Consider the following 25527-nt stretch of genomic DNA (forward strand, 5'->3'; position numbering starts at 1 on the left):
CCCCAATCATCCACACCTATTCACAGAAAGAAAAAGAAGCAAAAAGAAAGAGGACCGGCCTATGACGGTCCTCTCTCTCGTCCCAACGACCGGACACTTTAATAAAACGGATTACCGGACATTTCTATTCTCTTGCAACACGGAAAAGAAGCTCCAGTTTCCGTGATATCCTGCGGGCCACGCAGTGTATCACCCCGACCCCTCCCTCCAATCCAGCCCCATCCGGTCCGCAGGGCTCCGCCGCCCGTGGTCTTCCAAACGTAGCTCCCCGGCACCAGCACGGCCAGCAGGACGGTGACGATCCCAAAGAGCGCCCGCTGGCGCGTATCGTGGGACTCCAGTCTCGCAGTCATCCCCAAGCGCTCAAGGCCGTTGGGCCTGCTGCAGCCAGCGCGTGAGCGCGAGGGTGCGTTCACGCTGGCCTTGTCTGGCCAGGATCTCAGCGACATGCAACAGAGCGTCCGGCTGTTCGGTGAAATCGTAGACGGCGAGGGAATAGCCCAAGACCTTGTAGGGCGTGTAGTCTTTCAGCCAGCTCCACACCTGCTTGTCATTTATATAGGCGGCCGACAGATTGGTCCCCGACACCGCGACCAGTATCCGCCGCGACCGGAACGGCTCGACGGCGTCTCCGTCTCGGGGGAATTCGCAGAAGAACAAGAGCGGGACGTAGCGGATGCCGTAAAAGTGCGGGTCCGCGGTCCCGAAGTAGCTCAGGTATATCGGGGGATTGCCTTCTTCCTTGAGGAGCCGGCCCAGGGCTTTCAACTCCTGTCCCCAATCCTGGTTCGAGTCGGTGAGCAGCTTGTAGCCTTCCTTCGGCCCGCCTGCCGCCTCGTTGAAATAAGCCAGATAATGGGGCTGGATCGCGAGGGTGCCCGCGGCGTACCAAAGCAGGAGCAGGCCCGTGCCCCAGCGCAGCCAGCCGATCCCCGTCTTCCAGCATTGGGCGACCGCGACTCCGCCGACCACGCAGCAGAGAGGGTTGATGGGAAGGATATGCCGGATGCCGATCTGAAAATGCGAAAAACAGGTGGCCGTCATCCAAAGCGCGGCGGGCGCCAGGACGAAGGCGAGGAACTCGCCGCGCGCCGCGGGCTCCGTCTTTTTCGCGGCCAAGCCCAGGATGGCCGCGGCCATGAGCAGAAGATGGGGCAGGGGGGTCTTCATCAGGAACGCGACGGGGAAATAGTACCACCACCCCCGGGCGGAGGTCTCCCCGAAAAGATAGCAGATGCGGCCGGCCCCTCCGCCGACGATGGAAAGGGTCGCGCGCAAGGCGTGCGCCCACAGCGGGATCTGGCGCGGCCCATAGACCAAGGTGACGGCGACGGCCGCCCCCAGCAGAGCGAAGAGCCACTCCGCGACCAAGCCCTTGGAGAAGACCGGCCGGCCCATGCGGTGACTGTGGATCGCTGCGCAGAAAGGCATGATGGGCAGCAGGATCACCGCGCTGTGCTTCGACGTCAAGGCCAATCCCACTAGGAACCCGGTCAGGAGGAACATCGCTCCGCGCCCGTGTTCGCGCTTGGCTGCCCTGGCCAGCGAGTAAAGGGACAGGAAGACGAAGAACGAGGCGGTGAAATCGGCGGCGATCAGAGGCGCGTTGGCGAGGATGCTGGGGCTGAAAGCATAAAGCGACAACGCCCCCAATCCGCAATAGTCGCCCCCCAGCTCCCGCGCCCAGCGGAACACGAGCCAGCCCAGCAGCGGGCTGAGGACGAGGAATATGAAGAGCCGGGAGGTGTGCAGAAGCCTCTCGGCGGGCACGCGATTCCGGTAGAGAAAAAGTTCCCCGTAGTTGTAGTGGCTCTTGCCGAGGTAGGCTTCGTCCTTGAGAAACGGGTCCGGATCCAGGAACAGCAGGGGGAAGGAAGCGATCAGAAACGGGAGAGGCGTGTTCAGGGTGTCGTCTATGGTCAATCTTCCCGACTTCCAGAACGAGTAGCCGGAGGCCATATGCACCGCCTCGTCGTAGGTCTGGGAGGCGGAGAAGATCGCGTGCGTGCCGAGCGCGATGTGCGACGACAACAATAGTCCGGCGACCAGCAAGACGACCCCGCCTGTCCCCTGCCCTGCGGCCCGCTTATAGGGCATAGACCTGGACCCAGGAAAGGTCGTTCGGATCGCTGTCGTGTCTGTCGTCGAAGATGAGTCGCGCGTGCTTTGCCAACAGCGCCTCGTAGGCGCTGCGCCCGCTGGAGCTCATGGACTGGATCATCTCGTAATAGCGTGGAGCGGCCCGATTGACGAGGAGGTGCGATATCCCTCCAACCTTGAGCTTCTCCAGCAGGGCCGCTCCATCGCTGGCGGAGTCAGCCCAGCCGATGATGGGATTCACGTCAAAGACAGATGCGGTGATGAATCGTCGTTCGCTGTAGAAGCCCCGTTCCTCGCCCAGGAACAGCACCTTGGAGTCAACCGGCGTGTTGGCATTGATATATTTTGTTCCGGCATAATACGGCCGCAAATAGGAATGGTGCGGATGTGATAGATAGGAATCTCTACCGGAGAATCTGAAGGCGACGCTCCATAAGCCTTGCGCATACCATACGAAGACAGCTCCACCGAGAGTGAGGATGAGGGTGCCATAGACGGCTCCTATGGTGAAGTATCTCAGGAATCTCGGGAATTCGGGGAGGAAGACCGCTTCCGCCGAGAGGACGGCAAGGACGGGTAGCGCGGGCAGCAGGAACCTCGGCATCCGCGTATGCAGGGCCCAGGCCAGCCAGATCCCCACCATTATGAGCATCATGGACCGTCGCCTGGCGGGCTCTGGTCGCGCCAGGAATACCCAGGGCAGGAGTATCTGAAAAGCGATCCCCGCCACATTGTCCAGCGGCCATGCCGGACTCCAGATGCCCGCAAAGAAGTCCTTGACCCCAGCCAAAGTCGTGAATGCCTGGACGAGATCCCGGGCGCCGGCGTCGGAAGCCAATCCCGCGGCGTTGACCGACAGATTGTTCCCCCATAAATGGTTCAGAAAGGGATAGATCGGATTGCCGTAAAAGACCGCATTCTTAAGGAACCAAGGACTCGCGGTCATGAGCGCGAGTCCCAGGAATACCCCCAATTCCATGCCCAGAGCGCGCCTCGTCTGCTGCCCCCGGATGCATCGGTAGATCAGGGGGATGGGCAGCATGAACATGTAGAGTCCGGCATTATATTTCGTGCTGACGCTCAGGCCGGCAAAGATTCCGGCCAGCGTGAGGAACTGATATCTGGAGTTCCCCGCCGGCCGCTCTTGCGCCTCCAACATCGCAAAGACCGCAAGCAGAGTATAGAACGCGCAGGCCAACTCCACTTTTGCGACCCCGCTCTCAAAGCAGACCATCGGCGCGCAGTAGAATAAAAGGGCGGCCAGGATCGCCGCGGACCGGCGCATGCGGCTGCGGCACCAGCAAAAGACCGCGCCCGCGGTCGCTATGCCGAATCCGCACTGGATGAGCTTGGCCAAACGCTCGTCGGCAAGCCCCAAGCCCAGGCCATAGAGCATCTCGGTGCCGAAGGGGATCCCGGAGTAGAGCATCGTGGGCGTGGGCACGATGCGGTGAGCGAGCAGGTAGAGTTTGGGCAGGGCCAGGTGATAAACGAGGGAGTCGTAGTAGAACTCCGGACCGAGAGCGGCTGAAAGATTCACCACCAAGTAGCTGCCCAATAGTCCGCACGCGATGATATCCCAGCCGGAGAACCCCGCGAATACTCCGCGGAGGTCCGCGCGCTGCGACCACGCCAAGATGTTCTGCCTATGCCAGATGAGTCCCGCGGCTATCGGCAATGCGACCAGCAGCTTCATCGTCACAGGGAACCACAAGCCCGCCAAACCCAAAAACAAGAGCAGATGGGAATATATCCCCAATCCGAGGCCCAGCGCCCGGAAAAGATATCCTTCGGTCCGATGCGCAAGCTTCAGAGCGCGCAGACCGAGGTCGCCAAGAACGAGCGCTCCGGCGAAGATGGCGAGGATCCAAAGCCCACAGCTCAGATTATCCTGTGCGGCGTTCCAAGAGACATGGCTGAGCAATTTGAACGGGACTGACAGGTTGAGGAGCTGCGGCTTGAAGCCCTTGGTATAGAACGAATATATATAGCCGTGGGACCAGGTCAGGATCCAGCAATACCAGATCGTTATCAATGTCCCGACGATAATGGCTGATGACGGCGCCTGGGCCTGGTTTTGAGCGATCGACTGCTGCCTGGATCTCGGCTTCATCAGGAGTACGCACACATTGTATCACAGCGGCCCGACGGGATTTTGCTATCATGGCGTTTGTCAGGCGACGATAGCCCAATTTAAGGAGAACATGTGCGGAATAGGTATCTTCATGCCGTTCTCATCCGCCGCGCCTGGCTGGCCGGCGCGCTGCTCGCTCTCCCCATCAGCCTGGCCGCGCAGGAGGCGGCCAAGGGCCCCTGGACCCCGGCCGCCGGCATCAGCGTCAAGGAGTATCGCGACGACAACGTCTTGCTCCAGGACCAGGGGGACCAGGCCCGCCGCAAGTCCTGGGTCACGGATGTCACCCCCAGCCTGGGCGTGACCTACCAGGATACGCGCGCGTTCAAGGCCCTCTTCTCCTATGCGCCGGAGATCGCCCGATTCCACAGCCAACCCTCCGAGAACTACGCGGCCCACCGCGGCAGCCTGAACTTGAGCGGGGCGACCGATGCCGCATCCTGGGAAGTGCTCAACAGCGCGGTCTGGATCGACGGCAGCGATCAGGGGCCTTCGTTCACGGGCGGCGGAGATGTCCCGGCCATAGGCGGCATACCCATACGCGACCGCCGCAGGGCTCTGGTCCTGCGCAACGGCTTCAAAGCGACCCGGACCCTCGGCCGCTGGTTCGTCCGTCCCTTGTTCAATTCGTACGTGCACGACTTCCGGACCCGGCAATTCAGCTCCGTGGGCGTTCACACCGGCTATGAGAACTACATATCCCGCTACGAGTTGAGCGGAGGGGCCGACCTCGGATTCGAGGCCTTCGCCCAGACCCGGCTCTTCGCGGGCTATCGCGTGGGCCGGCAGCATCAAGGCGAACTCCTGGGCGCGGCCAGCCCCTACAGCAACGACTACCACCGGGTCCTGCTCGGCGCCGAAGGCTCGCCCGCCGGCTGGCTCAAGTTCAACTTGGCGGCCGGGCCGGACTTCCGCTATTTCGCGCCCGGCACCGCCGCCAATTTCGACCGCAGGAAGACCCTCTGGTACTACGACGCGTCTTTGACCTTGACCCCGGGCCTGGCCGACGTCGTGGCCTTGGCCGCCAAGCGCTATGCCCAGCCGGCCTTCTCCAGCCAGAGCCTGTACGAGGACGTGGTCTATGACCTCGACTGGAAGCACCGATTCTGCGATCAGCTGACGGCCGGCGCCGGGTTCAGGACCTATGCCGGCCTCTGGCTGCAGCCCGTGCAGCGCCGCGATTGGATATACACCGGAAGCCTCTCCGTGAGCTACAAGCCCCGCAAGGGCCTGGGCCTGGACCTGGCCTATTCCCACGACTCGGTCTCCAGCGCGGTGCCCAACACCAGCGGCCGCACGTTCATGCGCAACCTCGTGTCCCTCGAAGGCAGATACAGCTTCTGAGCCGCGGCGTTTTTGTTATCATTAGCCCTATCGCACCGGAGGCCGGATGAAAACGAGGACCATCAGGCGGGAGCTGCTGGGGATGGTGGCGATCCTGGTCGTCGTCCCCTTGCTGGCGACCATGTCGCTGCTCTACCTGCAGAAGAGGCACATCCAGCAGCTGGTCAAGGACAACGAGATGGGCCACATCGTCACCGGGATCCTCGACCTCTGCCAGGCCGGCGTCAACACCCCGGACGGCCAGGCCCGGGTGCGCCAGATCCTCCTCGCCAAGAAGCTGGGCTCCGGCTACGCCTACGTGCTGGGCGGGCACGGCGACAAGCGGGGCGTCTACATCGTCTCCAAGGACGGCGTCCGGGACGGCGAGAACATCTGGGAGTCCAAGGACCTCGGCGGGAACCACTTCATCCAGGACATCGTCAATTCGGCGCTCGAGGCGCCCCCGGGGAAGGTGATCAGGTCCCAGCGCTACCCGTGGAAGAACCCCGACGACAAGGCGATGCGCTACAAGCTGGCCTACGCCGCCTACTTCAAGCCCTGGGACTGGGTCGTGGGGCTGAGCCTCTACGAGGACGAATACGACATGGGCACGGTCAGGTCCCTCAACCAGACCGTGCTCCTGGTGCTGGTGGTGGGCGCCGTCATCGGCCTGGCGGCCATCTTCTGGGGGATGCGGGTCGCGGATTCGCTCTCGCGCCCCCTGTCCAACATCATCGCCATCGCCGGCGTCGTGGCCAAGGGCGACCTGGGCGCCGCGGACGTCCGGCTCCAGGCCGCGGCCAGGCTGCTGCCGGCCCGGGACGGCCGGGGCCCGGGCGCCGACGGCAACGGCTCCCGCAGCGAGATCGACCAGCTGACCTACTCGGTCTATGAGATGACCAACCGCCTCAAGTCCCTCATCGGCCAGTCGCAGTCGTCCATCGTCCAACTGCTCTCCACGGCCACGGAGATCGCCGCCACCGCCAAGCAGGAGGAGGCGACCATGAACGGCCTGGGCGCCTCGACCACCGAGATCGCGGCCTCGGTCAACCAGATCTCCGCCACCGCGCAGGAGCTGGTCAACACCATGAACCAGGTGACCTCCGTCTCCGAGGAGACCGCCGGGCTGGCCACCGAGGGCGGCAGCAGCCTGGGAGTGATGGAGGCCAGCATCCGGGACCTGGCCGACGCCACCAAGTCCATCTCGGCCAAGCTGGCCGAGATCAACGACAAGGCCAGCAACATCACGGCGGTGATGACCACCATCACCAAGATCGCGGACCAGACCAACCTCCTCTCGCTCAACGCCGCCATCGAGGCCGAGAAGGCGGGAGAGCACGGCCTGGGCTTCGGCGTGGTGGCCCGCGAGATCCGGCGCCTGGCGGACCAGACGGCCGTCTCCACCTTGGACATCGAGCACATGATCAAGGAGATGCAGTCCTCCGCATCCTCCGGGGTCATGGAGATGGACAAGTTCTCGGAGGTGATGAAGTCCGGCATCGCGCAGATCCAGGGCCTCGGCGGCCAGATGGCCCAGATCATCTCCCGCGTGGAGCGCCTGCAGCCGCAGTTCCAGATGGTCCGCGAGGGCATGCAGTCCCAGTCCAACGGGGCCAAGCAGATCAACGAGGCCATGGGCATGCTCACCGAGACCACGCACAACACCATGGAGTCCATCAAGGAGTTCAACCAGGCCGTCGCCGCGATGCACGCCGCGATGCAGGGTCTCAAGGACGAGATCTCCAAGTTCAAGATCGCCGCATGAGCGAGTCCACGCTGATCGCCTTCAGCCTGGCCGGGGAGCGCTACGGCATGGCCTGCCGCGAGGTGGCGGCGGTCCTGCCCTTGGCCCGGCTGAGCCCGGCCGCAGGGGCCGACGCCGCGCTGGCCGGGACCCTCGACTTCCACGGGACCGCGGTGCCGGTCGTGGACCTCGGCCGGCTGGTGACGGGGCGGCCCTGCGCCGACCACCTCAGCACCAGGATCCTGGTCGTGGACTGCGGCCGCGCGCGCGCCGGGCTCATGGTGGAGCGGGCCGACGAGACCTGCCGCGCCGACGTCCCGCCGGCCGCAGCGGCGGGCCCGAGGGTCTTCAAGGTGTCCCGGGACGGGAGCGGCAAGACCGCGGCCGCGGCCGTGCCGCTGGGACCGCTCCTGGACCGGGTGCTCCGGTCGCGCCTGACGGGGGCGGCGTCAGCTCATGGACCTGGCGATCTTCAATGACGTCCTGATGTCGCGGGCGGGGTTCGACCCCGACGCCATAGGCCCCGCCGTCATCCGGGCCGCGGTCGCGCGGCGGATGCTGAGCTGCGGCTGCCGCGACGAGCGCGCCTACCTCCTCAAGCTCCAGTCCGACCTCCGGGAGATGGAGGCCCTGATCCTGGCCCTCACCGTGCCGGAGACCTGGTTCTTCCGCGAGCGGGAATCCTTCGTCTGGCTCAAGACCTACCTGGAGACCGAATGGCTCCCCAGGCGCGGGGGGCAGGCCCTGCGCATCCTGAGCCTGCCTTGCTGCACGGGCGAGGAGCCCTATTCCATCTCCATGACCCTCCTGGACATGGGCTGGCGCGTGGACCGCTTCGTCATCGACGCCCTGGACATCAACCCGGATTTCCTGGAGAAGGCGCGCGGGCTGGAATACGAGGAGAACTCGTTCCGGGGCGAGTGCGCCGAGCTGCGCCGGAAGCACTTCATCCCCCAGGGCGCCCGCTGCCGCCTGCGCCCGGAGGTGGCGACGCCGGTCCGCTTCGAGCGGGGGAACCTCCTCGAAGCCGGACCGCTGCTGCACCAGCCCAAGTACCACATCATCTTCTGCCGCAACCTCCTCATCTACATGACCGCCCTGGCGCGCAAGCGGGCCCTGGAGACCTTGGACCGCTGCCTGGAGCCCGACGGACTGCTCTTCACCGGACACGCGGAGGCCATCTCCTCGCCCAATTACCGGCCGGTCGACCATCCCCTGGCCTTCGCCTACCGCCGCGCGCCGGCGGCCGTGAGGAAATCCGTGCGGCCGGCACCGGCGGGACCTCCGATACCGCCGGCGGCGCCGTTGCTGCCGCGCCGCTTGCGCGCCGCGAAGCCCCCGCCGCCCCGGCCGAGGCCCCTCCGGGTCCCGGCGCCGGCGGCCCGGACCTCGGCGGGCTGCTGGGGCCGCGTCGGCAGCGGCGGCGACCGCTCCTGCGCCGAGCTCAAGAAGGCCCTGCACTGCCGCAACTGCGAGACCTTCACGGCCGCGGCCAGGGCGGTCTTCGACCAGCCGCCGCCTCCGGGATACCGGGATGAGCTGGCCGGCGTCCTGGCCGCGCGGGAGGCGCCCCGCCCGGAACACGAGACCTCGATCCTGGTCTTCCGCGTCAAGGGCAGCTGGCTGGCCCTGCCTTCGCGCGGGTTCAAGGGCGTCTACGGCCCGCAGCCGGTCCACGCCGTCCCCCACCGCAAGGGCGTCCTCAAGGGGCTGGTCAACATCGAGGGCGAGCTGCACCTGCATTTCGACATGGCGGAGCTGCTGGGCCTGAGCGGGGGCGCCGCGGCCGCTCCCGCCGCGGCCCGGGTCTTCCCGCGCCTGCTGGTCTTCCGGCGCGACGGCCAGGACTGGACCTTCGCGGCCGACGAGGTCCTCCGGATCGCCAGCCTCGACAGCGCCGAAGTCCGCCCCGCCGCGGCGCCGGAAGGCCGCGCCTACGCGGCCGGCTCCTTCGCCCTCGACGGCAAAGAGGTCGTCCTGCTCGACGAGGAGCTGCTGGCCGGCAGCTTGCGCAGGGGCCTGAGATGAGCGAAGGCTCCGACGGCTCCTTCATGTTCGACCTCTTTTGCGCGGAGGTGGAGACCCATACCGCCACGCTGACCGAGGGCCTGCTGAGCCTGGAGCGCGGCGGCGGCTCCGCGCAGACCTTCGAGCCGCTGATGCGCGCGGCCCACTCCCTCAAAGGCGCGGCGCGCATCATCGGCGTGGACGCCGCGGTGAAGGTGGCCCACGCGCTGGAGGACTGCTTCGTGGCTGTGCAGGCCGGCAAGACCGCCTTGGGCCCCGCGGATGTGGACGTTCTGCTGTCGGGCGTGGACTGGCTCAAGAGGGTCCCGGCCGCGGCGGACCGGACCACCTTCGCCCTGCCGCCGGACGAGGTCCAGCGCGCGGAGCAGACGACGGCCAATGTCCGCGCCATCGGGACCGGGGCGCAGCCCGCCCCGGCGCCCGCTCCGGCGGCCTCCGCCCCCGAGCCGGAGAAGCTCCCCGAACCCGAGCGCAAGCCGGTCCCGCCGTCCGCGCCGGAGACCCAGCGCATCGTGCGCGTCAACGCCGCCGGCCTGGAGCGGATCATGACCCTCTCCGGCGAGCTCTTCGTGCAGGCCGGCCGGCTCGAGGCGGTCTCCGCCAGCCTGGCCCGGATCAAGTCCGCCTCGGGCCGGATGGAGGCGATGCTGGAGCGCGCCTTCCAGGCGGCGGAGGCCGGCGACGGCGCCCGCGCGGTGGAGCTCATCCTCCTGGGCAAGCAGCACAACGAGCGCTGCGGCCGGGACTTGGCCGAGGCCTCCGGGGAATTCGACGCGGTCCGGCGCCGCATGCTGGGGACCTCGGAGCGGCTCTACAACGAGGTGCGCGCCAGCAAGATGCGGCCCTTCGCGGACTGCGCCCAGGGCTTCCCGCGCATGGTGCGGGACATCTCCAGGTCCCTGGGCAAGGTCGTCAGGCTGGAGAGCGCCGGCCTCAGCACCGGCGTGGACCGCGACATCATGGAGAAGCTGGAGTCGCCGCTCACGCACTTGCTGCGCAACGCCATCGACCACGGCATCGAGTCTCCCGAGGCCCGGATCAACGCGGGCAAGCCCATGGAGGGCGTCATCGCCATGGAAGCCTGGCACGCGGCCGGGATGCTGGTCATCTCCATCGCCGACGACGGCGCCGGGGTGGACTTCGCGCGCCTCAAGCGGGCCATCGTGGACCGCAAGCTGACCACCGCCGGGCTGGTGGAGAAGATGTCGGAGGCCGAGCTCCTGGACTTCATCTTCCTGCCCGGCTTCTCGACGCGCGACTCGGTCACGGAGCTCTCCGGCCGGGGGGTGGGACTGGACATCGTCCAGAACATGCTCCAGGAGGTGGGCGGGACCCTGCGCATGGAGAGCCAGCCCGGCCGAGGCACGGCCTTCACCTTGCGCCTGCCGCTGACCCTCTCCGTCATCAAGGCCGTCCTGGCCGAGATCTCCGGGGAGCCCTACGCCTTCCCGCTCAGCCGGGCCAGCCGCTGCCTGCGCGCCCCCCGGGAGCAGGTCGTCTTGGAGGACGGGCGCCGGTACCTGGAGACGGACGAGGGCCGGGTCCGGCTGGCGCGCGCGGCGGAGATCCTCGAGCTGACGGGCTCCGCGGCCGAGCCCGGCGCGGTCTCGGCCGTAGTCATCGGAGAGGGCGCCGGCCGCTGCGCGTTCGAGGTGGACCGCCTGCTGGGGGAGCGCCGCGTCGCGGTGCGCCCCCTGGACCCGCGGCTGGGCAAGGTCCGGGACGTGAGCGCGGCCGCGGTCCTCGACGACGGCTCGCCGGTCCTGATCCTCGACGCGGAGGACCTGCTGCGCTCGGCCGATCTGGCGGGGACCCGGGGCCGGACGGGAGACGGCGGCGCCGGCGCCGCGGGCCCCCGCGCCGCCCGGCGCCTGCTGGTGGTCGACGACTCGCCCACGGTCCGGGAGGTCGAGCGGCAGCTCTTGGAGAAGCAGGGCTACGAGGTCGACATGTCCATCAACGGCATGGACGCCTGGAACGCGCTCCAGTCGCAGCGCTACGACGCGGTCATCAGCGACATCGACATGCCCCGGATGAACGGGCTGGAGCTGGTCAAGCGCATCCGCGGCGACCAGCGTTGGCGGCGCCTGCCGGTGATCATCGTCTCCTACAAGGACGGCCCGGGGGACCGCGAGCGCGGGCTGGAGGCGGGAGCCGACCTCTACCTGTCCAAGAGCAGCTTCCAGGACGACACCTTGCTGCGCGCGGTGCGGGGATTCCTGGGCGAGGCGGACTCATGAGGATCGCCATCGTCAACGACCTCCCCATCGCGGTCGAGATCATCAAGCGCTGCCTCAAGCGCAAGCCCGAGTACGAGCTGGCCTGGATCGCCTACGACGGCGAGGAGGCGGTGCGCCGCTGCCTGGCGGACCGGCCCGACGTCATCCTGATGGACCTGGTCATGCCGGTGCTCGACGGGGTGGAGTCGACCCGGCGCATCATGCGCGAGTGCCCCTGCCCCGTCATCGTGGTCACCGCGGGGATGAGCGGCAAGATGCCCAAGGTCTACGAGGCCATGAGCTGCGGCGCCCTCGACGCCGTGGACACTCCGACCGCCGCGGACGCTGGCGAGGCCCTGCTGTCCAAGATCGCGGTGGTGCGGCGGCTCATCGGCGGCCCGGCCGACGCGCCGTCCCAGGCCGTCTTCTCCGGGCCCCCGGGCCAGCCGGCCGACCACCCCTTCATGGCCGCGATCGGCGCGTCCACGGGCGGGCCCCAGGTCCTGGCCGAGATCGTCTCGGCCCTGCCGGCGGACTGCCCGGCGGCCGTGGTCATCATCCAGCACGTCGACGAGAAGTTCGCCCCGGGCCTGGCCGCCTGGCTGGGCGAGAAGACCGGGCTGGGCGTGGGCCTGGCCGTGGAGGGGGAGGCGCCCCGGGCGGGGCGCATCGCCATCGCCGCGACCAACAACCATCTGGTCATAGGTCCGGGCCGGACCTTCCACTACACCCCGGACCCGGTCAGCTGTCCCTACCGGCCCTCGGTGGACGCCTTCTTCCTCAGCCTGATCCAGAACTGGCCGGGCCGCGGCGCGGCCGCCCTGCTGACCGGCATGGGCAAGGACGGAGCCGCGGGCCTTCTGGCCCTGCGGCGCGCGGGCTGGCACACCATCGCCCAAGACCAGAAGACCTCGCTGATCTACTCGATGCCCAAGGCCGCGGCCGAGCTCGGAGCCGCCCAGGAGATCCTGCCGGCGTCGCGGATCGCCGCGGCCTTGGACGCCTCATCCCGCAAGCCGCGCCAAGGAGCCTGAACCTGTGCCAAACCAAGACCCCCCGCTGCTGGGCCGAGAGTATCCCGTCACCGTGCTCTTGATCGACGACCAGCCCATCGTCGGCGAGGCCGTGCGGCGCATGCTGGCCGGGGAGAAGGACATACGCTTCCACTACTGCAGCGACCCCACCAAGGCGATCGAGGCCGCCGCGGCCATCTCCCCCACCGTGATCCTGCAGGATCTCGTCATGCCGCAGATGGACGGCCTGCTCCTGGTGAAGGTGCTGCGCGCCAATCCCGCCACCTCGGAGATCCCTTTGATCGTCTTATCCTCAAAGGAAGAGCCGCGCATCAAAGCCGAAGCCTTCGGCCTGGGCGCCAACGATTACCTGGTCAAGCTCCCCGACAAGCTGGAGGTCATAGCCCGGATACGCCATCACTCCCAAGGCTACATCAACCTGCTGCAGCGCAACGAGGCCTTCCGCGCTCTCGCCGCCAGCCAGAAGATCATGGCCGACGATCTGGCCCGGGCCGCGGAATACGTCAAGTCGCTTCTGCCCGCGCCTCTGCAGGAGCCGCTGCGGACCTCGTGGATCTATGTGCCGAGCATGGAGCTGGGCGGGGACGCTTTCGGCTATCATTGGCTGGACCAGGAGCATTTCGCGCTGTATCTCCTGGACGTCTGCGGGCACGGGGTCGGCGCGGCCTTGCTGTCCGTCTCGGTCATGAACATCCTGCGCGCCCAGGCCCTGCCCGGGGTCGATTTCAAGCGGCCGGAGCAGGTCATGGCCGCTTTGAACGACGCGTTCCAGATGGAGCGCCAGAACAACATGTTCTTCACCATCTGGTACGGGATCTACAGCCTGGCCGACCAGAAGCTGGTCTGCGCCAGCGGCGGGCATCCGCCCGCGGTCCTGGTGGGCCCGGACCTGTCGGTCGCCACGCTGGAGGCGAAAGGCACGGTCATCGGGGGCTGGCCCAAGGCCAGCTACGACTGCGTGTCCGCCGACATCAAGCCCGGAAGCCGGCTGTACGTCTTCAGCGACGGGATCTACGAGGTCGAGCAGCCGGACGGGAAATTCTGGCAGATGGAGGACTTCGTCAAGCTGCTGGCCGCCGCGCCGGCCCCGGGCGAAGCCGGCACGGACCGGATCCTCAAGCACGTCCGGCGGCTGCGCGGCAAGGACGTCTTCGACGACGACATCTCGCTCGTCGAGGTCGCGTTCTAATCGCGGGCGGGTCTTGGCGTTTTCGAGCCTCTACCAGAGATAGGTCAGGCCGAGGGCAAAGGCTTGCTGGGTTTCCACGCCGCGGCGGCGCAGGTTGTAGCCGAACCTGGAGGTCCATGCGGGCAGAGGCTTCCACTCCAGCTGCGCCCCGTATATGAAATCCGTCCGGTCGTATAAAAGGCTGAGCCGGGTCAACCCCGCTGCCGCTTCCCATTGCCCGCCCAGCTTCTGAGCCAGTTCGAAGCCCATGTAGTTGTTCGGCCAGCCGCGTATGGCGAAGACATTGCCCGGATAGTCCACATTGTCCAAATGGACCGTACGCATGTCCGAGCGCACGGTCTTGTTGTAGAGGTGGCAGCCCGCGTGGAGCGCGAGCGCGGTGCGCTGCCGCCAAGTCTCCCTGACGTCGAACTGCACGGTGTTCTGCACCAGGACCAAGTATTCGTCGGCCGACTCCACATGATGATTGGTGGTGGTGTAGCGGGCGCGCATCCTGGTCACCCAGGTCCGGTCCAAGGATTCCGGGGCGGGCGCGGGGCCGCTCGATTCCCATATCTGGGCGGAGAATTCGGGATGCTCCGGGCCCAGGGAAAGACCGTAGAAGGTGAGGCTGGCCTCGCCGTAGGCCAAGTGGTAGGCGGCGCTCTCGGCGTTCGGCGGCCTGGTGGCAACGCGGCCGGCGATGCTGACGTGGTAGAGCTCCCGGCGCAAGGCGGCCGCATACTCCACGGCCGTGCCTGAGAACTCCGCGGGATATCGGGAGCTGCGCACGGAAGCGGAGAGCCGATAATATGGCCTCGCCAGCGGCGTCGAAACCTCGAAGCGGTTGCCGAAATAGCCGCCGCTCGCGCCGATGTAGGCGGTCTCATCGAAGAGGACCCCGGGGCCAGCCGCCGCGGGCGCCGCCCAGACCAAGACCGCCGCCAGGATCAAGCCTCTCATACGGGGAGCTTCTTGCCGTAATGCTTGGCCACGCGCCGCGCCAGCTCGAAGATGTCGATGCCGACGCCGGCCGAGAAGTTGTTGTAGAGCGGGGCGTCGTCGACCGCGACATTGACGCTCAAGAACCAGGGGGCGAACCCCAATCCCGCCGTATTGTGATAGCGGTCGTAGCCTCCCTGCACGCCGGTGCGTTCCAGGTACCCGCCGGCCCAGAATCTGATGGTCAGGTCTGGCTCGTCGAGGGGGATGAACTCCAATCCCCAGTGGCCGTCGATGGTATCGTATCGGCCGCTCCCTAGGACGGAACCCGGAGCCGCGGGGAAGAGGCCCGAGCCCATCACCGACGAGCCGCTCATGGCCATCACGTAATCGGACGATGCGTAGAGCCCGACCTTCTTGTGGGGCAGCCAGGCTAGGCCCATGGTCAGCCGGTCCGGGATCTTGATGTTTGGGAAAGCGACCATGACGGGCTGCAGCGACTCGCCGAACCCGATGCGGCAGCCCATCTTGTAGACCAAGGCCAGCCGCAGCCACGGCCAGGGCCGGCCCAGAAGGCCGATGTCGCCGGTGAAGGTGTCGTGCGTGGCCGAGCGGGCGTAGGAGTCGGTGCTCACGACCGCGCGGTAATTCACGTCCTGGTCCGCGCGCTGGTAGTTGAGGGCCAGTCCCACGGCCAGGCGGTTGTCGAGGAAGGACTGGGCCGCGGCCAAGGTGTAGGTCTTGAGCGTGGCCTCGAGCTCGGCCGAGTTCGGGCTGGTCACGAGGATGTTCTTGCCGTTGACCTTCCGGCGGGTATCGGTGTTGAAGATGTCGTCGATTTGAAAGGGCGTCTGGACGGCGAACCCGATGCCCCAGTCCCTCTTCGTCACATAACGGACGCCCATGTAGTCGTAGCGTATGGGATCGCTGAGCACGCGCGACTTGGGGTTGTCCGGGTCCGTCACGAAGTTTTCGCTGTAGCTCGAGTCCGAGCCGAAGTCGAGGCCGTCGCCCGAAAGGCCGGCCAGGCCGGCGGGATTGACGAAGACCGCGGAATAGTCGTCCGGGGAGGCGACCGTGGCCCCGGCCAGGCCGACCTGCCGGGTCGTGCCGGTCACTGCCGTCGCGTAGGAATCAAGAGCCATGCTGGCGAGGGCATCGGGGCCGCATAGCAGGAGCGCGGCCGTCGCGAGCAGGGGCTTGCGCAGATTCATGAGGAGCGCCGAGAATCATAACATAGCGCCCGGTCCTCCAACGAGAAGGCCATCTGTGCCGCCAGGGCGCCTAGCAGGCTGCTGATAAAGTCCGTTCTGCGAGCGCCCGGCGGCCGTCAGCCGGGCGCAACCGACCCGCGAAGCGGGGCGGCAGAACCCAGCCGATAGGTTGCACGAAGGATGGCGCCTTCGGCGCGACTGGCGAGCCTTCGGCTCGCCAGTTCGGGGACGGACTGTTGCCCGCTGCCGAAAGCACTGTGTCCGGACACAGTGCTTCCCGCTGGAGGGTTTATCAGCACCCTGCTAGCGCGAGGGGTTCTTGTCCAGGGAGAGGTCTTTTATCACGCCCTGGAGGGGGGTGAGGTCCTTGCCTGCCAGCGCCACGACCCCGGTCGTCAGGTTGGGCTTCGCATCCGACAGCACCTTGGTGGTGAGGTCCACCAGCCCGGGGTCATGGGTCATGAACCGGGCGACCTCCTGGTACACCGGCGCCGGCGGCGGCTGCTTGAGAGCCTCGAGCATCATGTCAACGGCTGCGGTCCAGGCTTCGGGGCGGGCCAGGTATTTCTTGATGGTGGTGCGGACCTCGGGCAGGGCGGCCGTGTCCCGGGCCCATTTATAGAGGTCGCGATCGGCGTTGTAGCGGCGCTGGATGGCCATGTACCTGGGCAGGTTCGCGAAAGCGCTGTCCACTTCCCTCACGATGGGGCATTTCTTGTAGTAGCGCATGCCGATCTCGTTGAGGCGGCGCTGGTAGTTCCGCACGGCTCCGTCGTATTGGGCGAGGAACTGCTTCTCATTGGCCTGCTCGGAGGCCACGACGCCGGAGCCTTGGCTCGCGGCGGCCGGGCTCACGGCGGCCGGGCTCCCCGCGGCTTGACTGCCGGCGGCTTCGTCCTCGTCGCTCGCACCGAGGCCGTTGAAAATCCTGTCCTTAGGCAAGGCCGTGGGTTCCCCGTTGGGCATCGCTGGCGCCGGCTCCTCGGGGGGCTCCGGAGCGAAGGTGTCCGGGGCGGGGGGGGCGGGCGCCGGCGCGCCGCCGCGCATGAGGAAGGACGAGCCCAGGCCTAACGCGAGCACCGCGATGAGCCCGACCAGGAACACCGGCACGATGCGGCTCCGGGCGGGAGGCTGGGATTCCGGCTGGGGCGATGGGTCCATAGGGCGAGGCCCGTCAACAGATTATGGCAGGAGTCTGCCCTGCTGTCAATCCGGCGCATCGCCTCGCGTAAGCGGCGCCTATTGGCCCTTCTTGGTGCAGAAGTCCACGGCCTTATCGGCGGAGCCGTGGATCTGGACCGCTCCGAGGTAGCACTGCACGGGCCTGACGTCGCTGGCGCTCCGGCAGAGATTGTACGCGATATCGTCGGGGAGATGGTTCTCCTGGGCGGAAGCATAACATCTCACGCGCTCCGCGCTGCCTCCATAGCGGCAGAACTCGAAGGCCGGGGAGTAGCCGCTGAGGCTGGCCCCTCTCTCGTGCGAGATATGATGCTCCACCGCGAGCCTGTAGCACGCCACCGGCTTCGTGTCCGAGGCCCTGCGGCAGAACAGGCGCGCGGTCTCCTCGTCGAACTCGAGGCCGGTCTGGCGGGCGGCCATGTAGCACTTCAGGCGTCCGAGGGAGCCCGAATCCCGGCAGAAATCGAAGGCCGCCTGGGAGTAGCCGTCCGTCAGCTTGGCGATGGGATCGTCCTGCATGGCGCTGGCCGCCGCGTAGCAGGCCACGGGCTGCGCATCCTCGGCGTCCTTGCATAAGACCCAGGCCCGGTTCTCATGAGCGAGGTCCGGGATGCTTTGCGCGGCCTTGAGGCATTTGACGGAGCCGTGCTCCGTATCCTCCGGGGCCGGCTGGGGCTGGGCCGCCGCGGTCCAGGCCAGCGCCGACAAGGCCATGGCCAATGCGACCTTCTTCATGATTCCTCCATGCGCGGCGGGACCGATGGGTTACTTGTCCTGGCGGAAGTCGTGGTCCCAACCGCCACCGAACTCGATGGTCATGCCGGCGTCCTGGGCGCCGCCCCAGTACCGCTCGTACTTCCATTCGCCGTCTTCGACCCAGCGCAAGTAGCCGAGGTCCCTCTTGGCGTCGTACTCGATCGCCACTTCCTTGGTCGCATCCTCGGCGGGGCCCCAGGCTCCCTGGCCGTCGTTCCAGCGCCGGCCGGCGAAGCGCATGGTGGCCCGGCCCGTGGCCGGGTCGCGGGTCAAGGTGATCTCCCCGGCGATATAGCCGGTGTCCACCACGATCTGCAGGCGGTAGTCCTCGTTGGCGACCACGCGGTAGGTGCCGTTGCCCTGTACGCCCGGGCCGTCGATGACGCCGGTCTTGCCCGCCGGGCCCAACGCCTTGAAGCCCGCGCCGATGGGTCTGGTGTCGTTGGCAAAGGCGCGCTTCTGCCGGGCCATGGCCAGAGCCTGCGCGCAGAGGGCGCCCCAGGGGCCGCAGCGCCCTAGCTGGACCTCTTCCGCCCGGTCGCGCGGCATCGGCCGGCTGGAGATGACCTGGGAGAGGGTCCGCATCTCGCCGACGATGGTCTGCGCCTGCTCCAGGTCCGCGGCGGCGAAGCTGCCGGCGCCCGAGGCCGGGCGCAGGGGCAGGAGGACCACCAGAGCAGTCCAGAGGCAAGCCTGACGCGGCTGCATCGCCGAATACTCTAACACGGGCCGGAGATCCTGTCAGGGGTCGAACGGCCCAAACGGCCTTGGGCCCGGGCCTATGTCCCGCGGCGGGGCGCGGTGCCCAGGAAATCCCCGTACACCTGGCGGATGGATCTCATGAGGGGCGAGTCCTCGAGCCGGGGGTCGATCCGGAGGGCGCGGTCGATATCCTCCTTGGCTCCGGGGAAGTCGCCGAGCTTGAGGCGCGCCGCGGCGCGGGCCAGGTGATAGTTGCTCGCCGACTTGTTGTAGACGAGGGCCTTGGTGAAGTCGCCTTCCGCTTCCCGGAGCCTGCCGAGCTTGTCTTCCGCGAAGCCCCTCCAGAAGTAGGCGAGCTCCATGTTCCGGTCGAGGCGCAGCGCGCTGTCGGCGGAGCCGATCGCCGGCTGGAACCGGCCGTCGAGGGCCAGGCACATGGCTTTGGCCATCAGCGGGTAGGGGGCCAGAGGCGCCAGCGCGATGGCTCGGTCATAGTCCGCCTCCGCCTGTCCGTAGCGCTTGAGCAGCATCCAGGCGTCGCCGCGGGCCCAATAAAGAGCGGCGTTCGGCCGGGGGGTCATAAGGATCGCTCGGCCGTAGGCATGGACCGCCGGCAGGGCCTTGCCCTTCTTGGCCCAGGCGTCGGCCAAGCCGCGGTACCGCGCGCCGAGCGCGGATCTGGAGTATCGCGACTCCTGATATTTGACGCGGATGGAGAGGACCAGCAGGCCGACGAGCAGGGCCGCGACCAAGCCGCCCGCGATGCCGGCGGTCTTTTCAAAGGGTCCGGCCTTCGGCTCGAACAGGATCTCCATCGAGCGACTACATGCCGCCCAACAATTTGATCTTGCCGTTTATCTTGACCATGAGGCGGGTCCGGGCCGGCTCCTGCACGCAAGACTTCTTCAGGAATTCCGCGGCTTCGTGGTAGGTCCGCACCGCTTCGGAACGCGCCCCCGCCAGTTCGAGGTCCCGCGCCCTGGTCATGATCGCGTCGAGCTGGGCCTGATGATCCGCGCGCCGGACATGCAGCTCCAAGTCGATCAGGTGAGAGGGGTCATCCAACTTCTCCTTATACTCCCCCATGCGCAGCAGGAAGGTCGAATACAGCTGCCGTTTGGCCTCCACGGTCGCGGCCTGCTTGACCTTTGCCATCATGTCCTGCAATTCCGCGTGCGCCGCGGCCAGCACGACCTCCTGCCGCTTGTGCCGGGCGTCCTTGAGCATGGCCGAAGGCGAACCTTCCACGCAGGGTATGCCGCGCTCCTCGTATTTGCGCAAAGCCTCGATGTTGTCCATGAGCATATCCAGGCTCGCGATCTTGGACTGGGGATTCAGGGTGCTGTCCACCCTATAGGACGCGTCCTTTATGGCTTTCTGGCGCAAGCCGATCTCCAAAGAGATCATATGCTGGCAGGTGGCGCATAGGCCGCTCTTGTCGAGCCCGAAGAACAGGCCCAGGCTGCCGCAATATTTGCATCGTTCCATGGCCGGGCGCCGGGAATCGACTTATTCGCGCCTGACGCGCCCTACTGGTTGGCCACGCACTGATCGCCGACTTGGTGCGTGCCCTTGGCGCAGCTGAGCTGGGTCTGCTGGGTCTGCTGGGGCTGCTGAGTCTCGGGAGCGGAGCCTCCGCCGCAGCAGCCGGCGCCGCCGCCCGAACCCTGGGCATAGGCATTCCGGGTGGAAACGCCCAGGAACGCCAAAACGGTCAAAGACATGGTCATCACCAATGCTCTAACGATGCTCGCTTTCATTTTTCCTCCCGAAGGCCGCCAGGACTGCTATCGAGGATTATAGTCCACCAAGACTTGAAGAATCAAGGACGACATCCCGCGCGATGCATCGCGCGGCCCGGCCCTGGTGAGCGGCCTGCAATTCTTCATATCATTGCTGAAGCATGTGCGGCATCTGCGGCATCGTCTATAAGGACGGCACCGCCCCGGACCGGGGGCGGCTCAAGGCGGCCAACGACCTCCTGATCCACCGCGGCCCGGACGACGAGGGCTTCTACGTCGACGGCCCGGCCGGCCTGGCCATGCGGCGCCTGGCCATCATCGACCTCAACACCGGCCATCAGCCCATCTCCAGCGCGGACGGCCGCTACACCATCGTCTTCAACGGCGAGATCTACAACTTCCTGGAGCTGCGCGCCGAGCTCGAGGCTCAAGGCTGCGCCTTCCGCACCAAGACCGACACCGAGGTCATCCTCACCCTCTACCAGAGGCTGGGCACGACCTGCGTCAGCCGCCTGCGCGGCATGTTCGCCTTCGCCATATGGGACAAGCTGGACGAGCGCCTGTTCCTCGCCCGCGACCGCATCGGCAAGAAGCCCCTGGTCTACACGGAGCAGCCAGGCTTCCTGGCCTTCGCCTCCGAGCTGCGCTCCCTCTTCGTCTGGCCCGGCATCTCGCGCGACATCGAGCCCGAAGCCATAGACCAGTTCCTCTCGCTCCAGTACATCCCGTCGCCCGGCACCATCTACCGCGCGGTCCGCAAACTGCCGCCCGGGCATTTTCTGGTGCTGCACAAGGGCCAGGTCAAGGTGGAGCGCTACTGGGACCTGCCCGTGGGCCGGCCGCCCATCACCACCGACGTGGTCGAGGCCAAGCGCATGGTCGCCGACAAGCTCCGCGAGGCCGTGCGCCTGCGCCTGATCTCCGACGTCCCGCTGGGGGCCTTCCTCTCCGGGGGCATCGACTCCTCCATCATCGTCGCGCTCATGGCCGAGATGTCCTCCCAGCCGGTCAAGACCTTCTCCATCGGCTTCGAGGAGGCCGAGTTCTCGGAGCTCCATTTCGCCAAGGAGGTCGCCCAGCGCTACGGCTGCGAGCACACCGAGTTCGTGGTCAAGCCCGAGATGGCCGACGTCCTGCCCAAGCTCGCCTGGCACTACGGCGAGCCCTACGCCGACCCCTCGGCCCTGCCCTCCTACTACGTGGCCCGCGAGACCCGGCGCTTCGTGACCGTGGCGCTCAACGGCGACGGCGGCGACGAGAACTTCGCGGGCTACATCCGCTATTTCGCCATGAAGCTCGCGCGGCCTTTCGACTTCATGCCCGGCCCGGCGCGCTCGGCCCTGCGCTCCGCGGCCGAGCTCCTGCCGGACTGGCACGCGCCCTACGGCTTCACCTGGCGGCTCAAGCGCTTCCTGCGCTCGGCCCTGTTCACGGACCTGCCCCGGCGGCATCTCAAGATGATCTGCTATTTCGCCGAGGAGGACAAGGACGGGTTCTACACCCCGGAATTCGAGGCCCGGCTCGGGGCACGGAAGGGCTCGGCGCAGGACTACATCGCGCGCGCCTTCGCCGCTTGCCCGGACGAGGACTTCATCAACCGGCTCCTCTACGTCGACTTCCAGACCTACCTCCCCGAATGCCTCATGACCAAGATGGACATCGCGGCCATGGCCAACTCCCTGGAGGGGCGCTCGCCCTTCCTGGACCACGAGTTCGTGGAGACCGTGTTCCGGATGCCCGGGGATTGGAAGCTCAAGGGCCTGCGCGGGCAGAAGTGGCTGCTCAAGGAGACCTTCCGCGACAAGCTGCCGCCGCTCATCTTCAACCGCGGCAAGATGGGCTTCGGCATCCCGCTGGGCGCCTGGTTCCGGGGTCCGCTCAAGTCCTTCTGGGAGGACCACGTCCTCGGCTCCCGCGCCCTGGCGCGCGGCTATTTCAGGGAATCGGCCTTGCGCCGCCTCTGGGAAGAGCACCAGAGCCGGCGGCGGGACCACGGCTACCGCCTCTGGGCCCTGCTCATGCTGGAACTCTGGCACGAGGATTGCCTGGAAAAAGGGCAATAAGCGTGGATTTCGAGCGGATGATGTCGGTGGCCTTCGCCATGGAGCGCAGGTCTCCGGCCAGCGAGCGGGAGCGGAGCGAAGCCCGCAGCCTCCGCGCGCGCGCGCAATGGCTTTGCGAGGCGGGGAGCCACGCCGAGGCCATGGAGATGTTCCTGGAGTCCCTGCGCATGGAGCCTTTGGAATCGGCGGCCATCGGAGGGTTGGCCTGGTGCCTCGCCGCCACGGGCGACGGCGCCAAGGCCTTGGCCCTGCTCGACAAGGCCGCCAACTTCGATATGGGCGACGCGGAGCTGGCCTTGAGCCGCGGCCGCTGTCTCAAGGAGATGGGGCGCTTGGACGAGGCCGCGGTGTCCTTCGACGAGGCGCAGAGCCTCGATCCCCAGAACCCGGTCTTCGGCTACGAGCAGGGCCTCTGTCAGGCCGGCATGGGCCGTGACGATCTGGCGCTGGCCAGTTTCGAGGCCGCCCTGCGGCGCGGCGGCCGGTACGCCCCGGCTTTGGACCAGAAGGGTGCCTGCCTGCGGCGCCTGGGCCGGCTGGAGGAGTCGCTCGCCTGCCTGGACCAGGCCGTGGCTCTGGCGCCCGATTCGCCTTCGCCTTGGTTCAACAGAGCCCAGGTCTTGGAGGCCCTGGGGCGGGGACCGGAGGCGGGCCGCTGCTACGCCAGGTTCGTGGCGCTGGCCCCGGCGCATCAGGAGGAGAAGTTGTTCCTGGCCCGGCGCAAGGCCCTGGAGGCCGGCGCCGAGTTGGCCTAGGGCCCAGCCATGAGCGACCCTTTGGAACTGACGGTCCTGCTGCCGACCTTGGACGAGGGCGCGCACCTGGCCAAAGTGCTCGCCGATGTGAACGCCGCGGCTTCCCGGCTCACCGGCTCCTTCGAGGTGCTGGTGGTGGACGGCGGCTCCCGGGACGATACCGTGGCCGCGGCCTGCGCGGCCGGGGCGCGCGTGCTGCGCCAGAGGGGCCGGGGCTACGGCCAGGCCCTCCGGGAAGGCCTGGACGCGGCGCGCGGCGGGTGGATCCTGTCCATGGACGCGGACGGCTCGCACCCGGTCCGCTATTTCGGCGAGCTTTGGGCGCGCCGGGAGGGCTGCGACTTGGTCATCGCCTCGCGCTTCGTGCCGGGCGGCGGGGGCCGCATGCCCTGGCACCGCTTCGCTTTGAGCTGGCTGCTCAACTCGGTGACGCGCCGCGTCCTGGACTGGCCCATCCGGGACAGCTCGAGCGGACTGCGCCTGTACCGGCGCGAGGCCGCGGCCGGACTGCCGCTGGCGGCCGAGGATTTCTCCGTGCAGCAGGAGGCTCTGGCGCTCATCCTGGCCAAGGGCGGGCGGGTCGCCGAGCTGCCTTTCTTCTACGAGCCGCGTCTGAGCGGGGAGTCCAAGGCGGATGTGCCCCTGCTCGCGCGGCGCTACCTGGGCATGCTGGCGCGGCTGCGGCGCGCGCGCGGCGGCTGGACGGGGCCGGCCGCTCTGGCCGGGGCCTTGGCCTTGGGGCTGGCGGTCGGCCTTTGGGGCATCGGCTGGGGCTTGCCGGGCCCGCAGCGCTGGCGGGCTTTCCCAGAGGCGATGCGCTCCGATCCAGACACCGCCCGCAAGCTCAAGGAAAGCTGGCAGAGCCTCTATCAAGGCATCGAGCGGACACACCAGGAGGTGAAAGGCGAGGAGCCGGTCACCCGCGTGCAAGGCGTGGAGGAGGTCCCGCCGGGCTGGACCTGGCCGCCCGACAAGCTGGTCAACTCGTACCGGTCTTTGCTCGTGCGCTCCGAGAATCCCGACGAACAGAAGGCTTACACGGTCCTGGCGCGGATGCGGCCGTGGCGGCTGGAGCTGGAGCCCCTCTACCTCCAATATGGCGGCAGCTTCGTCTATCCCCTCGGAGCGTTCCTGGAAGCGGCTGCTTTGCTTCGGGCGGCCCGGGTTGTACCCGACCTGGGGCACTATCTGCTGCATCCGGAAGATATGGGGCGGCTTTTCCTTTTGGGGCGCCTTTTCGTCCTGCTCTTCCAGGTCGCCAGCCTTTGGGTCCTTTTCGACCTGGGGCGCCGACTCTCCGGTCCATGGACCGGTTTCTGCGCTGCGGCGCTCTTTTGCCTGTCTCCATTGGTCGCGAGCCAGACGCACATCGTCAAGCCCCATCCTTACGCCGCTTTTTGGGCGCTGGCAGCCATGCGCTACTGGTTCCGGGTTTACGAGGATGGGCGCCGGCCGGACGCCCTATGGGGGGGCCTCTGCCTGGGCATGGCTGCGGGAGCCAATTCCTCGCTCCTGCTCCTGTCGGTCCTGCCGTTGCTGGTCCGGTTCATGCGGCGCGGGTCCCCGGGAGCCGGCCGGCGCGAGCTATGGGACGTCTTCCTCTCTTTGTCGGCGGCCGGCGGAGTCTATGCGGCCACCAACCCCTATATTCTCCTTGCGACCAAGGATTTCCTCTGGGAGACGACGGTCTATCCGGCCCATGTGCGCGATTTCGGAGGCAACCTGGCCTCGTTGCTGGGGCCGTGGGCGGTGGGGGGACTCGGGTCAGTCTTGTATGCGGCGGCGGCCATGGCGCTTCTGATCGCGCTGGTTCGTCCAGAGCCTAGGCGCAGGATCCTGGCGCTGATGTTCGTGGTCGGGTTCGGCGTGCTGTGGCTGTTCATCGCCCGGTTCTGGGGCTTCGCAGGTCCTGGGATGGTGCGCTTCTTCTATCCGTTCTGGGGGCTGGCCTGTCTTCTGGCCGCTGACCTCATCTGCGCCGCGAAGATCCCTGGCTGGATCAGGGTCTTGCTCCTGGCCGCAGCCTTCGCGGACAGCGGGCTCAGGTCATGGGTCTACCTGCAGAACTTCCATCTCGACGCCGGCCCGTATTCCACCCGCCTCCAGGCAGCGGACTGGATAGACGCGCATATCCCGGCTGGCGCTTCGATCGGCCTGACGCGCTATCCCCAGCCAGCTCATACCCCTCCCTTCCGCTATGACCGCTACCGCCTGGTCATCTTCGAAAGGCCGGAGTTCCTCAAGCTCGGCCAGCGTCCCGAATACCTGGTGACGGACGCGGGCAATCGTCCGGAGCTTGCCCCCCTGACCGAGTACAGAATGATCCAGGCCTTCGAGAGTTACCGACTGGCTTGGGTTGGCGTCGATGATACGAATTTTGCCAACATCAGCTTCTTCATCTACGGTCGCCGGCAATAGTCT

The 25527-nt window shown here is 67.1% G+C and carries 21 protein-coding genes; 11 read left to right on the top strand and 10 right to left on the bottom strand.

What is annotated here, in order from left to right; translation table 11 throughout:
• Positions 1-363: 363 nt before the first annotated feature.
• Both NTY77_18140 and NTY77_18145 read right to left on the bottom strand, forming a co-directional pair.
• Positions 364-2097, bottom strand: coding sequence for a glycosyltransferase family 39 protein (locus NTY77_18140; protein MCX5797415.1), 1734 nt, complete (start codon positions 2095-2097; stop codon positions 364-366).
• On the bottom strand, positions 2087-3796 hold the full coding sequence (locus NTY77_18145; protein ID MCX5797416.1) for a phospholipid carrier-dependent glycosyltransferase: 1710 nt from the start codon (positions 3794-3796) through the stop codon (positions 2087-2089). Before NTY77_18145 ends, NTY77_18140 begins: the two co-directional genes overlap by 11 nt.
• A gap of 102 nt (positions 3797-3898) precedes the next feature.
• On the opposite strand from NTY77_18145, the gene NTY77_18150 reads away from it, so the two are divergent.
• The 8 genes from NTY77_18150 to NTY77_18185 all read left to right on the top strand — a co-directional run bounded on the left by NTY77_18150 (position 3899) and on the right by NTY77_18185 (position 13771).
• Positions 3899-4039 (top strand): hypothetical protein, encoded by a 141-nt coding sequence (locus tag NTY77_18150; protein ID MCX5797417.1) that lies wholly within the window; start codon positions 3899-3901, stop codon positions 4037-4039.
• Between the two features lie 267 nt (positions 4040-4306).
• Positions 4307-5578 (top strand): hypothetical protein, encoded by a 1272-nt coding sequence (locus NTY77_18155; GenBank protein ID MCX5797418.1) that lies wholly within the window; start codon positions 4307-4309, stop codon positions 5576-5578.
• 46 nt (positions 5579-5624) lie between these two features.
• On the top strand, positions 5625-7322 hold the full coding sequence (locus NTY77_18160) for a methyl-accepting chemotaxis protein (protein ID MCX5797419.1): 1698 nt from the start codon (positions 5625-5627) through the stop codon (positions 7320-7322).
• Positions 7319-7780, top strand: coding sequence for a chemotaxis protein CheW (locus NTY77_18165; GenBank protein ID MCX5797420.1), 462 nt, complete (start codon positions 7319-7321; stop codon positions 7778-7780). The genes NTY77_18160 and NTY77_18165 overlap by 4 nt, the downstream gene beginning before the upstream one ends.
• Complete coding sequence (locus tag NTY77_18170) at positions 7758-9329, top strand: chemotaxis protein CheW (protein MCX5797421.1); 1572 nt, start codon at positions 7758-7760, stop codon at positions 9327-9329. The genes NTY77_18165 and NTY77_18170 overlap by 23 nt, the downstream gene beginning before the upstream one ends.
• A complete protein-coding gene (locus tag NTY77_18175; protein MCX5797422.1) occupies positions 9326-11569 on the top strand; it encodes a hybrid sensor histidine kinase/response regulator in 2244 nt (747 codons plus the stop codon). The genes NTY77_18170 and NTY77_18175 overlap by 4 nt, the downstream gene beginning before the upstream one ends.
• Positions 11566-12582 carry a chemotaxis-specific protein-glutamate methyltransferase CheB gene (gene cheB, locus NTY77_18180; GenBank protein MCX5797423.1) on the top strand — a complete coding sequence of 339 codons (1017 nt, stop codon included), beginning with the start codon at positions 11566-11568 and terminating at the stop codon, positions 12580-12582. The genes NTY77_18175 and cheB overlap by 4 nt, the downstream gene beginning before the upstream one ends.
• A gap of 4 nt (positions 12583-12586) precedes the next feature.
• The gene (locus tag NTY77_18185) at positions 12587-13771 is read left to right on the top strand and encodes a SpoIIE family protein phosphatase (GenBank protein ID MCX5797424.1); all 1185 of its coding nucleotides are present in this window, start codon (positions 12587-12589) and stop codon (positions 13769-13771) included.
• Between the two features lie 30 nt (positions 13772-13801).
• Here NTY77_18185 and NTY77_18190 read toward each other — a convergent pair whose 3' ends face one another.
• The 8 genes from NTY77_18190 to NTY77_18225 all read right to left on the bottom strand — a co-directional run bounded on the left by NTY77_18190 (position 13802) and on the right by NTY77_18225 (position 20306).
• Positions 13802-14713 carry a hypothetical protein gene (locus tag NTY77_18190; protein MCX5797425.1) on the bottom strand — a complete coding sequence of 304 codons (912 nt, stop codon included), beginning with the start codon at positions 14711-14713 and terminating at the stop codon, positions 13802-13804.
• Positions 14710-15906: a hypothetical protein gene (locus tag NTY77_18195; GenBank protein MCX5797426.1), complete on the bottom strand. Its 1197-nt coding sequence runs from the start codon at positions 15904-15906 to the stop codon at positions 14710-14712. The genes NTY77_18190 and NTY77_18195 overlap by 4 nt, the downstream gene beginning before the upstream one ends.
• 303 nt (positions 15907-16209) lie before the next feature.
• Positions 16210-17067, bottom strand: coding sequence for a hypothetical protein (locus NTY77_18200; protein ID MCX5797427.1), 858 nt, complete (start codon positions 17065-17067; stop codon positions 16210-16212).
• Positions 17068-17145: 78 nt separating this feature from the next.
• On the bottom strand, positions 17146-17823 hold the full coding sequence (locus tag NTY77_18205; GenBank protein ID MCX5797428.1) for a hypothetical protein: 678 nt from the start codon (positions 17821-17823) through the stop codon (positions 17146-17148).
• 30 nt (positions 17824-17853) lie between these two features.
• Positions 17854-18516, bottom strand: a complete 663-nt coding sequence (locus NTY77_18210) for a hypothetical protein (GenBank protein MCX5797429.1) — start codon at positions 18514-18516, stop codon at positions 17854-17856.
• A 107-nt stretch (positions 18517-18623) separates the two neighbouring features.
• Positions 18624-19361 (bottom strand): tetratricopeptide repeat protein, encoded by a 738-nt coding sequence (locus tag NTY77_18215; GenBank protein MCX5797430.1) that lies wholly within the window; start codon positions 19359-19361, stop codon positions 18624-18626.
• A 7-nt stretch (positions 19362-19368) separates the two neighbouring features.
• Positions 19369-20034, bottom strand: coding sequence for a hypothetical protein (locus tag NTY77_18220; GenBank protein ID MCX5797431.1), 666 nt, complete (start codon positions 20032-20034; stop codon positions 19369-19371).
• Between the two features lie 41 nt (positions 20035-20075).
• Entirely contained in the window at positions 20076-20306 is a 231-nt protein-coding gene (locus NTY77_18225; GenBank protein MCX5797432.1) for a hypothetical protein, read from the bottom strand.
• Between the two features lie 143 nt (positions 20307-20449).
• Here NTY77_18225 and asnB point away from each other — a divergent pair, with 143 nt between their 5' ends.
• From asnB to NTY77_18240, 3 genes are read left to right on the top strand one after another with little or no spacing between them, the layout of a single operon-like run.
• Positions 20450-22351, top strand: coding sequence for an asparagine synthase (glutamine-hydrolyzing) (gene asnB / locus NTY77_18230; GenBank protein ID MCX5797433.1), 1902 nt, complete (start codon positions 20450-20452; stop codon positions 22349-22351).
• Between the two features lie 2 nt (positions 22352-22353).
• The gene (locus NTY77_18235; protein MCX5797434.1) at positions 22354-23106 is read left to right on the top strand and encodes a tetratricopeptide repeat protein; all 753 of its coding nucleotides are present in this window, start codon (positions 22354-22356) and stop codon (positions 23104-23106) included.
• 9 nt (positions 23107-23115) lie between these two features.
• Positions 23116-25524: a glycosyltransferase gene (locus NTY77_18240; GenBank protein MCX5797435.1), complete on the top strand. Its 2409-nt coding sequence runs from the start codon at positions 23116-23118 to the stop codon at positions 25522-25524.
• The last annotated feature ends 3 nt before the right edge of the window (positions 25525-25527 follow it).

It is taken from the genome of Elusimicrobiota bacterium, from assembly GCA_026388095.1.
Classification (GTDB): Bacteria; Elusimicrobiota; Elusimicrobia; order UBA1565; family UBA9628; genus UBA9628.

Excerpts from the sequence above, each read along its gene's own strand:
- NTY77_18140 (MCX5797415.1), bottom strand. The coding sequence starts at position 2,097 with ATGCCCTATAAGCGGGCCGCAGGGCAGGGGACAGGCGGGGTCGTCTTG.
- NTY77_18145 (MCX5797416.1), bottom strand. The coding sequence starts at position 3,796 with ATGAAGCTGCTGGTCGCATTGCCGATAGCCGCGGGACTCATCTGGCAT.
- NTY77_18150 (MCX5797417.1), top strand. The coding sequence starts at position 3,899 with ATGCGCAAGCTTCAGAGCGCGCAGACCGAGGTCGCCAAGAACGAGCGC.
- NTY77_18160 (MCX5797419.1), top strand. The coding sequence starts at position 5,625 with ATGAAAACGAGGACCATCAGGCGGGAGCTGCTGGGGATGGTGGCGATC.
- NTY77_18165 (MCX5797420.1), top strand. The coding sequence starts at position 7,319 with ATGAGCGAGTCCACGCTGATCGCCTTCAGCCTGGCCGGGGAGCGCTAC.
- NTY77_18170 (MCX5797421.1), top strand. The coding sequence starts at position 7,758 with ATGGACCTGGCGATCTTCAATGACGTCCTGATGTCGCGGGCGGGGTTC.
- NTY77_18175 (MCX5797422.1), top strand. The coding sequence starts at position 9,326 with ATGAGCGAAGGCTCCGACGGCTCCTTCATGTTCGACCTCTTTTGCGCG.
- cheB (MCX5797423.1), top strand. The coding sequence starts at position 11,566 with ATGAGGATCGCCATCGTCAACGACCTCCCCATCGCGGTCGAGATCATC.
- NTY77_18190 (MCX5797425.1), bottom strand. The coding sequence starts at position 14,713 with ATGAGAGGCTTGATCCTGGCGGCGGTCTTGGTCTGGGCGGCGCCCGCG.
- NTY77_18195 (MCX5797426.1), bottom strand. The coding sequence starts at position 15,906 with ATGAATCTGCGCAAGCCCCTGCTCGCGACGGCCGCGCTCCTGCTATGC.
- NTY77_18200 (MCX5797427.1), bottom strand. The coding sequence starts at position 17,067 with ATGGACCCATCGCCCCAGCCGGAATCCCAGCCTCCCGCCCGGAGCCGC.
- NTY77_18205 (MCX5797428.1), bottom strand. The coding sequence starts at position 17,823 with ATGAAGAAGGTCGCATTGGCCATGGCCTTGTCGGCGCTGGCCTGGACC.
- NTY77_18215 (MCX5797430.1), bottom strand. The coding sequence starts at position 19,361 with ATGGAGATCCTGTTCGAGCCGAAGGCCGGACCCTTTGAAAAGACCGCC.
- NTY77_18220 (MCX5797431.1), bottom strand. The coding sequence starts at position 20,034 with ATGGAACGATGCAAATATTGCGGCAGCCTGGGCCTGTTCTTCGGGCTC.
- NTY77_18225 (MCX5797432.1), bottom strand. The coding sequence starts at position 20,306 with ATGAAAGCGAGCATCGTTAGAGCATTGGTGATGACCATGTCTTTGACC.
- asnB (MCX5797433.1), top strand. The coding sequence starts at position 20,450 with ATGTGCGGCATCTGCGGCATCGTCTATAAGGACGGCACCGCCCCGGAC.
- NTY77_18240 (MCX5797435.1), top strand. The coding sequence starts at position 23,116 with ATGAGCGACCCTTTGGAACTGACGGTCCTGCTGCCGACCTTGGACGAG.